General features: G+C 63.4%; 12 protein-coding genes. 3 read left to right on the forward strand and 9 right to left on the reverse strand.

Annotation, left to right across the window (positions count from 1 at the left end; translation table 11 throughout):
• Nucleotides 1-3 precede the first annotated feature (3 nt).
• The 3 genes from RLO07_RS04365 (at nucleotide 4) to fdxA (ending at nucleotide 6,029) form a co-directional block, all read left to right on the forward strand.
• Nucleotides 4-1,686, forward strand: a complete 1,683-nt coding sequence (locus RLO07_RS04365) for a CHASE domain-containing protein (RefSeq protein WP_462290910.1) — start codon at nucleotides 4-6, stop codon at nucleotides 1,684-1,686.
• Nucleotides 1,683-5,579, forward strand: a complete 3,897-nt coding sequence (locus tag RLO07_RS04370) for a PAS domain S-box protein (RefSeq protein ID WP_462290911.1) — start codon at nucleotides 1,683-1,685, stop codon at nucleotides 5,577-5,579. Before RLO07_RS04365 ends, RLO07_RS04370 begins: the two co-directional genes overlap by 4 nt.
• Nucleotides 5,580-5,705: 126 nt before the next feature.
• A complete protein-coding gene (fdxA, locus tag RLO07_RS04375; RefSeq protein WP_462290912.1) occupies nucleotides 5,706-6,029 on the forward strand; it encodes a ferredoxin FdxA in 324 nt (107 codons plus the stop codon).
• Nucleotides 6,030-6,049: 20 nt separating this feature from the next.
• On the opposite strand, the gene rpoS is transcribed toward fdxA, so the two are convergent.
• The 9 genes from rpoS to eno form a co-directional block, all read right to left on the reverse strand.
• Complete coding sequence (gene rpoS, locus RLO07_RS04380) at nucleotides 6,050-7,054, reverse strand: RNA polymerase sigma factor RpoS (RefSeq protein ID WP_462291022.1); 1,005 nt, start codon at nucleotides 7,052-7,054, stop codon at nucleotides 6,050-6,052.
• 221 nt (nucleotides 7,055-7,275) lie between these two features.
• Nucleotides 7,276-8,163, reverse strand: coding sequence for a peptidoglycan DD-metalloendopeptidase family protein (locus RLO07_RS04385; protein WP_462290913.1), 888 nt, complete (start codon nucleotides 8,161-8,163; stop codon nucleotides 7,276-7,278).
• Nucleotides 8,156-9,058: a DUF368 domain-containing protein gene (locus RLO07_RS04390; RefSeq protein ID WP_462290914.1), complete on the reverse strand. Its 903-nt coding sequence runs from the start codon at nucleotides 9,056-9,058 to the stop codon at nucleotides 8,156-8,158. Before RLO07_RS04390 ends, RLO07_RS04385 begins: the two co-directional genes overlap by 8 nt.
• Nucleotides 9,058-9,720, reverse strand: a complete 663-nt coding sequence (locus tag RLO07_RS04395) for a protein-L-isoaspartate(D-aspartate) O-methyltransferase (RefSeq protein ID WP_462290915.1) — start codon at nucleotides 9,718-9,720, stop codon at nucleotides 9,058-9,060. The genes RLO07_RS04390 and RLO07_RS04395 overlap by 1 nt, the downstream gene beginning before the upstream one ends.
• Nucleotides 9,713-10,729, reverse strand: a complete 1,017-nt coding sequence (truD, locus tag RLO07_RS04400; RefSeq protein WP_462290916.1) for a tRNA pseudouridine(13) synthase TruD — start codon at nucleotides 10,727-10,729, stop codon at nucleotides 9,713-9,715. The genes RLO07_RS04395 and truD overlap by 8 nt, the downstream gene beginning before the upstream one ends.
• A 35-nt stretch (nucleotides 10,730-10,764) precedes the next feature.
• Nucleotides 10,765-11,244 (reverse strand): 2-C-methyl-D-erythritol 2,4-cyclodiphosphate synthase, encoded by a 480-nt coding sequence (gene ispF / locus RLO07_RS04405; protein WP_462290917.1) that lies wholly within the window; start codon nucleotides 11,242-11,244, stop codon nucleotides 10,765-10,767.
• Between the two features lie 5 nt (nucleotides 11,245-11,249).
• Entirely contained in the window at nucleotides 11,250-11,948 is a 699-nt protein-coding gene (ispD, locus tag RLO07_RS04410) for a 2-C-methyl-D-erythritol 4-phosphate cytidylyltransferase (protein ID WP_462290918.1), read from the reverse strand.
• On the reverse strand, nucleotides 11,945-12,322 hold the full coding sequence (ftsB, locus tag RLO07_RS04415) for a cell division protein FtsB (protein ID WP_462290919.1): 378 nt from the start codon (nucleotides 12,320-12,322) through the stop codon (nucleotides 11,945-11,947). The genes ispD and ftsB overlap by 4 nt, the downstream gene beginning before the upstream one ends.
• Nucleotides 12,323-12,354: 32 nt before the next feature.
• Nucleotides 12,355-13,647 carry a phosphopyruvate hydratase gene (gene eno, locus RLO07_RS04420; protein ID WP_462290920.1) on the reverse strand — a complete coding sequence of 431 codons (1,293 nt, stop codon included), beginning with the start codon at nucleotides 13,645-13,647 and terminating at the stop codon, nucleotides 12,355-12,357.
• Nucleotides 13,648-13,670 lie beyond the last annotated feature (23 nt).

Here is a 13,670-nt window from a genome sequence, read left to right on the forward strand (position 1 = left end):
TTGATGCCTACCAGCGTTGCACAGGATTCTCCCACAGCCAAAGCCAGCACCCGCTCCCGGGTACTGGGCCTGTTGACCGTCCTGCCCTTCATCGCGTTGTTTACAGGCGCGATCATCACAGCCGCCGGCTGGCAGTGGGCGGAGCGCGCCAATCGCAGCAACGTTGAACTGCGTTTCGATGCCCACTTTCAGGAACTGGTGGGCACGCTGGAACACCAGATCGATATCCACATCCTCGCACTGCGCGGCATCGCCGGCCTGTTCGGCGGCAACGAACAGGTCACGCGCACCGAGTTCCACGATTATGTCGCTACCATGCAACTATCCCGCCATCTGCCCGGGGTGCAGGCTGTAGGATACGTCGTCGCGGTGTCGGCTTCGAAGCTGGCCGCGCATGTTGACCGGGTACGTGCTGGAGGCCTTGCGGAATACAGGGTATGGCCGCCATCGGATCGCGCTGACTACGCGCCGCTGTTGTACGTTGAGCCGTCCAGCCCCGACAACAGGCGGTCGCTGGGGTTTGACCCGCTCAGCGACCCGGTCCGCGCCGCGGCTCTTCGGCAGGCAGCCGAGAGTGGCGATGTCAGCATGACGCCACCGTTGACGCTTCTGAGTGAAAGCGACGACAAGGGCGAGGGCGGCCTGGTCCTGTATCTTCCAGACTACTGCACCTCCTCGGAGTCCGATCCGGCGAGGACGACACTGCCCCTGGTCTGCGGCTGGGTGTTCATGGGCATTCATGTCAATAGTGCCGTCGAGTCCGCGCTGGGCTCCAAGCTGCCGTACTTCGACTCGGAAGTCGCCATCGCGATTTCTGACACCAGTACCCCTGGGGCAGCACACAGGGTATACCGATCGCCGGAATTTACCGTGGATTCAGACACGCAGTACCAGCGCCAGTCCGATCTGCCACTGGCGGGGCGCACCTGGACCATATCCGCCGAGGCGCTGCCGCGCTTTGTGGCCCGGCACCAGACCCGGACGCCGGAGTGGGTGCTGGCTGCAGGCAGTACCACCACTCTGTTGACGGCCCTGTTTTTCCTGGTGCTTGGGCGCAATTACAAACGTCTGCTCTCAATGTTTGATGAAGCCGTAGAAGCGAGGCAACAGAGGGCAGCAAGCCAGGCGCAACTAGAGCTTAGTGAACGCAGCCACCGCGAAATGTTCGCCGCCAGCCCGATTCCGATGTGGGTCTATGACCTGGACACGCTGCGCTTCCTGGAGGTAAACGACGCTGCCATCAGACACTACGGTTATAGCCGGGAAGAGTTCCTCGACATGCAGATTACCGAGCTACGCCCTGCGGAAGACCGGCCGCGACCGCGGTCAAACATTGCAGCCGTCACCACGGGCTTTGATGACGCAGGCTTGTGCCGGCACCTGACCCGGGATGGTCGCTGCATTGATGTCGACATACGCGCCAGCGGAATGATCGTCGACGGGCGCCGGGCTGAGCTCGTTCTAGCCCTGGATGTCACCGCACGCATGCAGGCGGAGGCCAGGCTCGTCGCCCATAACCAGGAACTGGAGCGATTCAACCGCCTCATGGTTGACCGGGAGTTGGCAATGATTGCCCTGAAACGGGAAATCAACCACCTGAGCCAGCAGCTCGGCGTTGCACCTCCCTATGATCTGGCTGCCATCGACGATGCGCTGCAGGCTCGCTACCCGGAGGACAGGACATGACTTTCCTGGCACCCGATGAAATCTCGCTAGCCCTGTTGCTCAACGGCATCCTGCTGCTGGGCCTCGTACAGATACTGGAGCTGGTGACTCCGGCTACCGCTGGCCGTGGCGGTTTCGGCCGCGCCATTGTAGCTGGACTGCTGACCGGTGCCATTGCCATCCTGCTTATCAAGCTCAGCGCGAGACTTTACCCGGGCGTGATGTTCGATGCCCGCTCGGTGCTGCTGGCCATCAGCGGGGTATTCCTGGGGCCGCTGCCAACGGCCATTGCCATGCTGTTGAGCGGGGGCTATCGCTGGGCACTTGGTGGCAGCGGGGCCCTGGCGGGTGTGGCGATAATCCTCAGCTCGGGAATCGTCGGCTTGTGCTGGCGGCGTTTTGCCCTCCGGCAACCACTGTACAGTGTGCACTGGCAGACCCTCCTCGGGCTGGGCATAGTGGTTCACACCATCATGCTGGTACTGATACTGCTGATGCCGCGGGAGCTGGTGCGCACCGTACTGGCAACCATCTCCCTGCCAGTCATCACCATCCTGCCCCTTTTTACCGTTGCCCTGGGTCTGCTGTTCGTGCGGCAGATGCGGGGATTGCACGAGAGGGAAAAACTGCAGGCAGAAAAGGCACGCTCTTACAGCCTGTTCGAAAACAATTACTCGGTCATGCTGGTACTCAATCCCGACAGCGGCGCCATCATGGATGCGAACCCCGCAGCAGAACACTTCTACGGCTGGTCCCGGGAACAGCTGCTGCAGATGAAGATTCAGGACATCAACACACAGACCCCGGAAGAGGTAAATGAAGAGCTGGCGCTGGCCAGGGCACAGCAGCGCAATTACTTTGAATTTCGTCACCGTCGGGCCGATGGCTCCTGCGCGGATGTCGAGGTGTTCAGTGGCCCCTTGCGCTACCGGGACAACGATTACCTTTACATCATTCACGATATCAGCGCTCGCAAAAAGGCCGAGCTGGCACTGACCGTCAACCTCCAGCAGCAGCAACAGGAGCAGGCGGCGTGGATCGAGGCCTCGGAACGGGCGCGACTCGCCACTCTCAACTTGACAGAAGATGCAGTCGAAGCCCGAAAGAAGGCCGAGCAGGGCAGTGTGAACCTGGAGTGGGAGCGCCAGCGCCTCGCCAATGTAATCTGGGGAACAGGCGTGGGGACCTGGGAGTGGAACGTCCAGACCGGTGAAATTCACGTGAACGACCAGTGGGCACGATTTATCGGCTACACACTGGAAGAACTCGAACCGCTCTCGATCGAGACCTGGCAAAGACTGGCCCATCCGGAAGATCTGGAACACTCGGATCAACTCTTTGAACAACATTTCCGGGGTGAGGTGGAGTTTTACGACAACGAAGTTCGTATGCGGCACAAGGCAGGTCACTGGGTGTGGGTCCTGGACCGAGGACGCCTGGTGGACCGTACGGCCGACGGCAAGCCTCGCTGGGTAGCCGGTACACATCTGGAGATCACTGCCCGCAAAGAGGCTGAAAGCCTTGCCAAGTCACTGCATCGCCGGACCGGAGCCCAGCTCCTGTTGCCCGAGGCCCGCAACAACCTCAGTGAAAAGGGTTTCATGCAATATGCACAGGAGCTGGCCGAGGATCTCACCAACAGCCGGATATCCTTTATCCATTTTGTCAACGATGACGAACAGACCATTGAGCTGGTGACCTGGTCGCGACGCACTATCGAGCACTACTGCACCGTGGTGCATGACACACACTACCCCGTCAGTGAGGCCGGCGTCTGGGCAGATGCCCTGCGCCAGCGCCAGCCCGTGGTGATCAACGACTACGCAGGCTATCCGGGGAAAAGGGGCTTGCCGGACGGACATGCGCAGCTCGATCGCATGATTTCGGTACCCGTTTTCGAAGACGGCAAAGTGGTCATGCTAACGGGGGTCGGCAACAAGGACAGCGACTACACGGCATTGGATGTCGAAACGGTACAACTGCTGAGTAACGACATCTGGCGTCTGGTTCAGCGCCAGCGCAGTCTTGATTCGCTGCGCAAGCTCGCCCTCGCAGTGGAGCAGAGCCCCGAGAGCATCGTCATCACCAATGCCGAGGCAGAGATCGAATACGTCAACGCCGCCTTTACCCGCGTCACCGGCTACACTCCGTCAGAGGTCGCGGGGCAAAACCCCCGGGTGCTCCAGTCAGGGCGTACGCCACCCGGCAATTACGACACCCTGTGGGCGACCCTGGCCCGCGGCGAAACCTGGAAAGGCGAATTCTACAACCGTAAAAAGAGTGGCGAGGAATACACCGAATATGCGTTCGTCACGCCGCTGCGGCAGGCCGATGGCACGGTCACCCACTATGTCGCGATCAAGGAGGACATTACCGAGAAAAAGCGCCTGGCAAGAGAGCTGGACAACCACCGTCACCATCTGGAAGAGCTGGTGGACGAGCGCACTCACCAGCTGGAGGAGGCACGCCGGCATGCCGAGGCCGCGAACCAGGCCAAGAGCACCTTCCTGGCCAACATGAGCCACGAAATCCGCACGCCGCTGAACGCGATCCTCGGCCTGACCCACCTGTTGCGCGCCGAGGCCACGGCGGGCAATCGGGACCGGCTGCGCAAGATCGACAGCGCTGGCCGCCACTTGCTCTCCATCATCAACGACATCCTCGACATTTCCAAGATCGAGGCCGGCAAAGTGGAGCTGGAACATCGCGATTTTACCCTGACGACAGTGCTGGATCACGTTGCCTCGATACTCCGTGAGGCAGCGAACGACAAGGGGCTGACGATTGATATCGACATGGACTCGGTACCGACCTGGCTGCGCGGAGACATGGTGCGGCTGCGCCAGGCCCTGCTGAACCTGGCTGGCAATGCGATCAAATTCACTGACCAGGGCGGCGTCAGTCTGCGAGCGCGCCTGCTGGAGGAAACTGGTACGGATCTGCTGGTACGTTTCGAAGTCGAGGACAGCGGCATCGGCATTCCAGCGGACCGCCTGGAACGATTGTTCCAGGCCTTTGAGCAGGCCGACCTGTCCACGACGCGGCAGTATGGAGGCACGGGGCTGGGCCTGGTGATCACCCGGCGCCTGGCCGAGTTGATGGGCGGTGAGGCCGGGGCAGAGAGCACGCCCGGCACAGGCAGCACCTTCTGGTTTACCGCCCGGCTGCAACGGGGGCACGGCATTCTGCCCGAGACCGAAAACAAAGCCGGGGACACCGAGGAGCTGCTGCGACAAACCCGCGCCGGCGCGAGGCTGCTGCTGGCAGAGGACAATGTGATCAACCGCGAAGTCGCCATGGAGCTGCTGCACAGCGTCGGCCTGACTGTCGACGCCGCGGAAGACGGAGTGGAAGTGCTGGAAATGGCCGCTCACCGTGACTATGATCTGGTATTGATGGACCTGCAGATGCCCAACATCGACGGACTGCAGGCGACCCGTGCCCTGCGCGGCCTGGCAGGCTGGGAACAGACCCCGATCCTGGCCATGACCGCCAATGCCTTCGACGATGACCGCCGGGCCTGCCTTGAGGCCGGCATGAATGATTTCATTCCGAAACCGGTCGAGCCCGAAGACCTGTTCCAGAAACTCCTCCAGTGGCTGCCCTTCCGCTACGGCGCAGGGCTCGCCGACACACCCGCCGCCGGACCCGCCAGCAAACCGCCAGCCCCAGGCAGCGGGATCGACCAGGACGCAACCGACATTGATCGTGCCCGCGGCCCCGAGGTACTGCAGCGGCTGCAGGAGTACCTGCGTATCGGTGATATCCTGGCAACACAGCTGGTCCGGGAGGAGGCACCCCTGCTACAGGCCCTGCTGGGTGCCGTGCCAGCCGAGCAACTGTTGCGCCATATCCTCCGCTTTGACTACGAACAGGCCATTGAGCTGCTGCAGGCGGCCGGACCAGAGGCTTGAGGTGTCGAAAGCCACCTTTGCCAAGACCACTGCAGCAAGACCTCTGAAGCACTTTAAAACTCATCCCGCAGCGGTTAAACTTCCCCACCTTCGAACAGGCCCGCGGGCAGATGAGGCAGGATTGGCATGACTTTTGTTGTTGGTGAACAGTGTATCAAGTGCAAGCACACGGACTGTGTCGAGGTCTGCCCGGTAGATTGCTTCTACGAGGGCCCGAATTTCCTGGTCATTCACCCTGACGAGTGTATTGACTGCGCCCTGTGCGAGCCGGAATGCCCAGTGGATGCGATTTTCTCCGAGGACGAGCTGCCGGAAGACCAGCAGGTCTTCCTGGAACTGAACGCGGAGCTGGCGGAAATCTGGCCCAACATCACCGAGATGAAGCCACCGTTGCCGGATGCCGAAGAGTGGGCCAACAAGCCCAACAAACTGGCCCTGCTGGAGCGTTAGCAGCCCCTCAGGAAGCAGGCTCAGCTGAACAGGGAATCTCCGGTCAGGCCCTCGGTCTCCATGATCTGGCGCAGGCGACGCAGGGCCTCGACCTGAATCTGCCGCACCCGCTCCCGGGTCAGGCCGATTTCCCGCCCCACTTCTTCCAGGGTGCTGCTTTCGTGTCCCCTGAGCCCGAAACGCCGCGACACCACTTCCCGCTGTTTCTCCGACAACTCATCCAGCCAGTGACTGATACTGTCACGAATATCGCTGTCCTGCAGCAGCTGGGAAGGGTCGTTGCCGCCGAGATCGGCGATGGTTTCCAGCACCGCCTTGTCCGACTCCGGCCCCACCGGCACATCGATCGAGGTAACCCGCTCGTTCAGACCCAACAGGCGCTTCACATCCTCTGCCGGCTTGTCCAGCATCTGCGCGATTTCTTCCGCGCTGGGTTCGTGGTCCAGCTTCTGGGTCAGCTCGCGCGCGGCACGCAGATAGACATTGAGTTCCTTGACCACATGGATGGGGAGGCGAATGGTACGGGTCTGGTTCATGATCGCCCGCTCGACGGTCTGGCGGATCCACCAGGTGGCGTAGGTGGAAAAGCGGAAACCGCGCTCGGGGTCGAACTTTTCCACCGCACGGATCAGGCCCAGGTTGCCCTCTTCGATCAGGTCCAGCAGGGTCAAGCCGCGATTGATATAGCGCCGGGAAATTTTTACTACCAGGCGCAGGTTGCTCTCGATCATCCGCCGCCTGGCGGCCTCATCCCCCTTGATCGCCAGGCGGGCATAGTGCTTCTCCTCGTCGGCGGTCAGCAGGGGTGAAAAACCTATTTCATTCAGGTAGAGCTGGGTAGCATCCAGGGATTTTTCCACGCTGCGAGCGGACCGGGCGCGGTCAAATGCCTCCTGCTCGGCCTCTTCGTCGCTGTCCGGGAGGGACTGCTCCACCTCTGCGTCTGCGTCAGGTAGCTCTTCGTGATGCTGCCGGGCGTGCACGTCGCGCGGATTCGCTGAGCTGGACCCGCCCCCCGCAATCATCCGCCTGGGGCTTGTTTTTCTTGTGTCCACATCCATGGCTATACCTCACTTCCGCGTTTGACTGCTGAGCGTATACGGACCGGTAGATCAGATTACCCCAAGGAGAATGTTCAGCACAAGACGCCACGTGCGCTGGTCAGGGCGGCCCGACCTGCGCGGCCCGACCTGCGCGGCCCGACCTGCGCGGCCCGACCCAAGCGGCCCGACCCAAGCGGCCCGACCTACCTCGGCGGCAACAGCCGCAGCGGATCGACAGGCCGGCCTTCCTGGCGGATCTCGAAGTGCAGTTTCACGGTATCGGTGCCGCTGCTGCCCTTCTCCGCAATCCGCTGCCCAGCGCTGACCCGTGTGCCCTCGGTAACCAACAGGCGATCGTTGTGGCCGTAGGCGCTGAGGTACACGTCATCGTGTTTGATGATCAGCAGCTCACCAAAGCCGACGATGCCGGTACCGGCGTACACCACCTCGCCCGCCGCCACTGCCAGCACCGCATCACCGCGCTGGCCGCCGATATCGATGCCTTTGTGCACCGTCGCCGAGTAGCCCCTGGTAACGGGCCCCGAGGCTGGCCAGCGCCAGGAAGTCACCGGACCCAGGGGTGGCCTGGGCGCTGGCGTCGCAGGCACGGGTGCCGCCGGCATTACTTTTATGGCAGGGACGGATGACGGTGGTGTGACCACGGGTTCCGGGACCGGATCGGGGCGGGCAACTGTAGCCGGCGGAGGCGAAACCGGCGTCGACCGTGACGCCGACGTGGCGGCCGGGGCCGGCTGGGGGCTGGCAGCATAACCGGACGCCTGACCGCCTATCAGGGTCAGGCGCTGGCCGGGATAGATGGTATAGGGTGCCCCGATGCCGTTGGCTGCCGCCACGTCCCGGTAATCCAGGCCAAACCGAAAGGCAATGGAATAGAGGGTGTCGCCGCGCTGCACGACATGGACATTGGCTGCCGGCACTGCGCTCGCGGCGCGCGCATGCCGGTCCTCGATCGGCGCGCGGTGGCCGCCGGCGCAGGCCGCCAGCAGCATGACCAGGGCCAGCAGCAGCGGTATCACCGCTAATCGGGCAGCGCCCCTGTCGGCACTGAGCACTGCAATCTGCTCAGCCACCACCCCACCTCCGTTCCACCAGCCACACCAGGACAAAACCCGTGACCATCAGTGCCACGCAGAGAGGCAGCTGGGGTTCAGCGGCAAACTGCCAGGGCCAGACCGGTACCTGCTGGGCCGGGCGCAACTCTCCGTCACTGCCCAGCACCCAGTCGAGAGCGTGCTTCCAGGGCCAGACCACCAGCAGTGAACCGAACAGAAAGCCGGTCAGCAACGCCATGGTGGCGACGTGAAAACGCTGCAAAAGCCAGTGCAATAGCCGCGAAAAACACATCAACCCCAAGCCGGCACCGAGGGCAAATACGGCCATCACGTCCAGCTGCAGATTTTTAACCGCGCCGAGGACCGGGCCGTACATGCCCAGCAAAATGAGAATGAAGCTCCCTGAAATCCCCGGCAGTATCATCGCGCAAATGGCAATAAAACCGGCCACGAAAATACCGGGCAGCCCCGGCGCCATGGCCACGACCGGAGACAGGGCGATGCCAGCAGCCAGCAGGAGCCCCACCAGCAGGCAGACCGCCCGCGGCGGTGTCCAGTGGGGAACCTGGCGCAGCAACACCAGCGCCGAGGCCAGGATCAGGCCAAAAAAGAACGCCCACAATGGGACCGGGTATTCCGCCAGTAGCCACGAGAGCAGGCGTGCCAGGGACAGAATGCTGGTGAAGATGCCCAGCACCAGCGCCAGCAGGAAACCGCCGTCCACATGTCGCCAGGCATCGCGAAAGCGCCGCTGCCACAGCAGCCGCAGGCAGCGCAGGTCGAAAGACCGGATACTGGCCAGCAGGCGGTCGTAAATACCGGTTATGAACGCCATGGTGCCGCCGGACACCCCGGGGACGATATCCGCGGCGCCCATCAGTACACCCCGCAGGTAAACCCCCAGGGGCGTCACTACTTCACCGTGCCCGGGCGCAGGGGCACAAAGCGCACGGCCTCCACGATACGGGTGTCGAAGCCCTCGCTGCTGCGGGTGACCACTTGCAGGTGCTGGCTGGCGCCACCCACGGGAATGACCAGACAGCCTCCGGGTGCGAGTTGCCGCAGCAGCTCCTCGGGAATGCGCTCTGGCGCTGCGGTACTGAGAATCCCGTCAAACGGGCCCGCATCCTCCCAGCCCATGCTGCCATCGGCATGGCGCAGGGTGACGTTGCGCAATTTCAGCTGCCGCAGGCGCTGGCGTGCCTTGTCCAGCAGGGGCTTGATCCGCTCCACGCTCCACACCTGCTCTACCAGCTGGGCGAGCACGGCAGTCTGGTAGCCGGAGCCGGTACCGACTTCCAGAACGCGGCTGCGAGGACCCTGCTCCAGCAAAAGCTCGGTCATGCGGGCAACGATATAGGGCTGGGACAGGGTCTGCTGAAAGCCGATAGGCAGGGACGTGTCCTCGTAGGCCCGGTGCGCCATGGCTTCATCGAGGAACAGATGCCGGGGGGTGGTACGCATGACATCGAGCACACGCTGACTGCCGATACCCTGTTCCACCAGGCGCTGGACCAAACGCTCGCGGGTACGCTGGGAGGTCATGCCGATGCCGTTCAAGTCCACACTATTCACTGCTGTTCCTACTCTCCCCATGCGCTTCCCGATAATCCGCCAGTTCCGCCAGCACCGCGGTCGCGTAGCTCCCGGGAGGTAAACTGAATCCCAGCAGCAGCGCGCCATCATCACAAAACCGCCAGCAAAAGTCATCCGCCAGCAGTCGCGCAGGGCGGTAAGCGAGGGTCAACCCCGCCTCCTCCAGAAACCGGCACAGCACCGCTTCCGGCGCCAGGATTGTTTCCTGCCTGATCAGCCGTGCCTCACCCTGCAGTACCTCGCCCCGACCCCAGAGTGGCAGACCCGGGTGTACATCCCCCGCCGCGACTCTGGCGACCAGCTCCGCAGTCACTTCCGGACAGGAAAACAGGCTGCGGGATCCCTGCAACATGCCAACATCTCCTGGCAGCAGACGGTTCCAGCTGCCCTCCTCTACCCGCTGTGCCAACAGCCGGTTGAACAAATGCCCGCGCAGGGCAGACAGCAGCAGGCCGCGCTTGCTGTGGGACAGCTTGCGCGCGCCGCGTTCCTGCCACTGCCGCGCCTGCGCCAGCGTGGCGCCGCCGTGGCCGAAGCGCTGCTCGCCAAAGTAATTGGGTACACCCTGCTGCGAGAGCTGCTGCAGGCGGACCTGCAGGGCGTCGATATCCCCCTCCAGCCTGCGCAACCGCAGTTCGAAGCGGTTGCTGCGGTGGACGCCGCGCTTGAGTTTGCGCGAGTGGCGCCGACAGTCCAGCACCTCGACCTCCCCCGGCACCGCCAGGCGCTGCCAATCCGGCTCCGGCTTGCCCGCCATGCGCACGCTGACCCATTGGCTGGTGATCGCTCGCCGGTCCTTGAGGCCACTGTAGCCAATATCGCGCAAATGAATGCCACTCAGGGCCGAGACCCGCTGCAGCAGATCCTGGGTGTTGAGGCCGCGTTTCTGCAGGTGCAGGAATACATGCTCACCACTGCCATCCGCTTCGAAGCCGAGCTGCTCCCGGACCACAAAGTCCTCCGGCGTACTGCGGATGAAGGCACTCACCGGCAGATCCGGCGCCACACGAGGCCGCGGCGCGATCACAGGGCCTCGGCAACCAGCAGCACCACCGCGTGTGCAGCTATGCCTTCACCGCGACCGGTAAAGCCCAGCTTTTCGGTCGTCGTTGCCTTCACGTTGACCTGGCTCTCTGTTACCCGCAGGTCCCGGGCCAGGTTCGTGCGCATGGCCGCGACATGCGGTGCCATCCGCGGGGCCTCGGCGATCAGGGTGGCATCCATGTTAGCCAGCGCCCAACCGCCGGAATGTACCTGCTCTACGACCTTGCGCAACATCAGGCGGCTGTCGAGGCCGGCCAGGGCCGGGTCCGTATCGGGGAAGTGGCGGCCGATATCCCCGCGCCCGATGGCACCCAGCAGCGCATCGCAGAGGGCGTGCACCAGCACATCGCCATCCGAATGGGCCACCAGACCATGGCTGTGGGCAATGGCCACACCACCCAGGATGACCTCGTTACCAGGGCCAAACCGGTGTACATCATAACCGTGTCCAATGCGCATGCCCGCTATCCTGTTATCGACTGACCGAGGTAGAAGGCCGCCAGTGCCAGATCATCCGGCACCGTCACCTTGAGATTGCGGGTCGAACCCGGCACTACCGCCACCGGGTGACCCGCCCACTCCATCGCCGAGGCCTCATCGGTGATGGGAACCCCCGCGCGCAGTGCCCGGTCGAGCGCAGCGGCCAATTCACCGAGCCGGAACATCTGCGGAGTCTGCGCCCGCCAGAGTTCACTGCGGTCCAGGGTACCCAGCACCCGCCCGTCGGCGGCAACCCGCTTGATGGTATCCACCACCGGCTCCGCCAGCAGCGCGCCACTGCCGCTCGTCAGCACCGCCGCCACCAGGCGCTCGCCGTCCGCCGGTAACAGGCAGGGACGGGCGGCGTCGTGCACCAGGACCCAATCATCTTCATGTGCAATTTCTTGCAGAGCGCGCAATGCGGCCAATACCGAATCCGCGCGCCGGGCACCGCCCACCGTCAACCGCACCCGGGAGCACGGGAGCAGGGGCGCCCACATGTCGCCTGCGCCCAGGGCGACCACGACGGCCTCGACCGCGGCAATGGCCAACAGGGCATCGAGACTGTGCTGCAACAGGCTCTTGCCGGCAATCTCGAGATATTGCTTGGGTTGCCCGGTCGCCATTCTGGCGCCGATTCCGGCGGCCGGTATCACTCCCCAGCAGCGCGCCCCGGGCTTCATTCAGTCTCGCTTTCCGTGTCCGGCAAGGCAGGGATCACGATCGCCTTTGCTGCATCCACGGCACGGCTATGATCGCTGCCCACCGAGGCTGCGGGGCGGTCCGGCTCGAGGACGAACTGGTAGAAAATTTCGCCTTCGCGCACCAGGCCAAGTTGTTCCCGGGCCCGCTGCTCCAGACCCTCGTTACCAGTCTGCAGATCCAGCACTTCCCGTTCCAGCACCGCGTTGCGTGCTTCCAGTTCGCGATTGAAGGCCTGCTGCTCCTCGACCTGCCGTTGCAGCCGGTGTTTTTCCGCGAGGCTGCCCTCGGCAATCCAGAGTCGGTATTGCAGTACGCCCAGCAAGGCAACGAGTGCAAGCAGCAGGTATTTCATGGGCGGAGGCGGCCAGGGTCCCCGGGCTTGACCTAGCGCCGGCCTGCGATCTCGGCGAGGCCACGGTAAGACACGCGGCCGCCCAGCTCCGCTTCAATGCGCAGCAGGCGATTGTACTTGGCAACCCGATCGGAGCGGCACAGGGAGCCGGTCTTGATCTGGCCGGCGGCTGTCGCCACGGCCAGATCGGCAATCGTGGTATCTTCGGTTTCCCCGGAGCGATGGGAAATCACCGCGGTATACCCGGCTTCCCGGGCCATGGCAATGGCGTCCAGGGTCTCGGACAGGGTGCCAATCTGGTTGAACTTGATCAGGATGGAGTTGGCCACACCGCGTTCAATGCCCTGCTTGAGGATCCGCGTATTGGTCACAAACAGGTCGTCGCCCACCAGCTGCACCCGGTCACCGATCTTGTCGGTCAGCAGCTTCCAGCCGTCCCAGTCGGATTCGTCGAGGCCGTCCTCAATAGAGACAATCGGGTGGCCGGCGGCGAGGTCGGCCAGGTAGTCGGTGAATTCCTCGCTGCTGAAGCGCTTGCCCTCGCCGGCGAGGTCGTAGACACCGTCGCGGTAGAATTCGGAAGCAGCGCAGTCCAGGGCCAGGGTGATGTCGCGGCCGAGCGTGTAGCCTGCCTTGTCGACCGCCACCGCGATCACTTCCAGCGCCGCTTCATTGGATGGCAGATTGGGCGCAAAACCGCCCTCGTCGCCCACGGCGGTGCTGAGGCCCCGTGACGCCAACACTTTTTTCAAATGCTGGAAGATCTCGGCGCCAGCGCGCAGTGCTTCGGCAAAGGTCGGCGCGGCCACCGGCTGCACCATGAACTCCTGGATATCGACGTTGTTGTCGGCGTGCTCGCCGCCGTTGAGGATGTTCATCATCGGCACCGGCATGCTGAGTGCAGCAGTGCCATTGAGCTCGGCGATGTGCTGGTACAAAGGGATCTTGCGGGACGTCGCCGCGGCCTTGGCCGCTGCCAGGGATACCGCGAGAATGGCGTTGGCGCCAAAGTGCGCCTTGTTGTCGGTGCCATCGGCTTCGATCATGGCCGCGTCCAGCTCGCGTTGCTGCGCCGGGTCGCGCCCCAGCAACAGTTCCCGGATGGGACCATTGACGTGCCCGACCGCCTTCAATACGCCCTTGCCGAGGTAGCGCTGGCTGTCGCCATCGCGCAACTCCAGTGCCTCCCGGGAGCCGGTCGAGGCACCGGAGGGCGCGCAGGCCACACCGACTGCGCCACCGGCCAGAGTCACCTCGGCCATGACCGTCGGATTGCCCCGGGAATCCATGACTTCAAAGGCCTGTACGTTGGCAATCTTGCTCATTGCGTAAACTCCAGTAGACAGAT

This window comes from Haliea sp. (genome assembly GCF_040221975.1).
GTDB lineage: Bacteria > Pseudomonadota > Gammaproteobacteria > Pseudomonadales > Halieaceae > Haliea.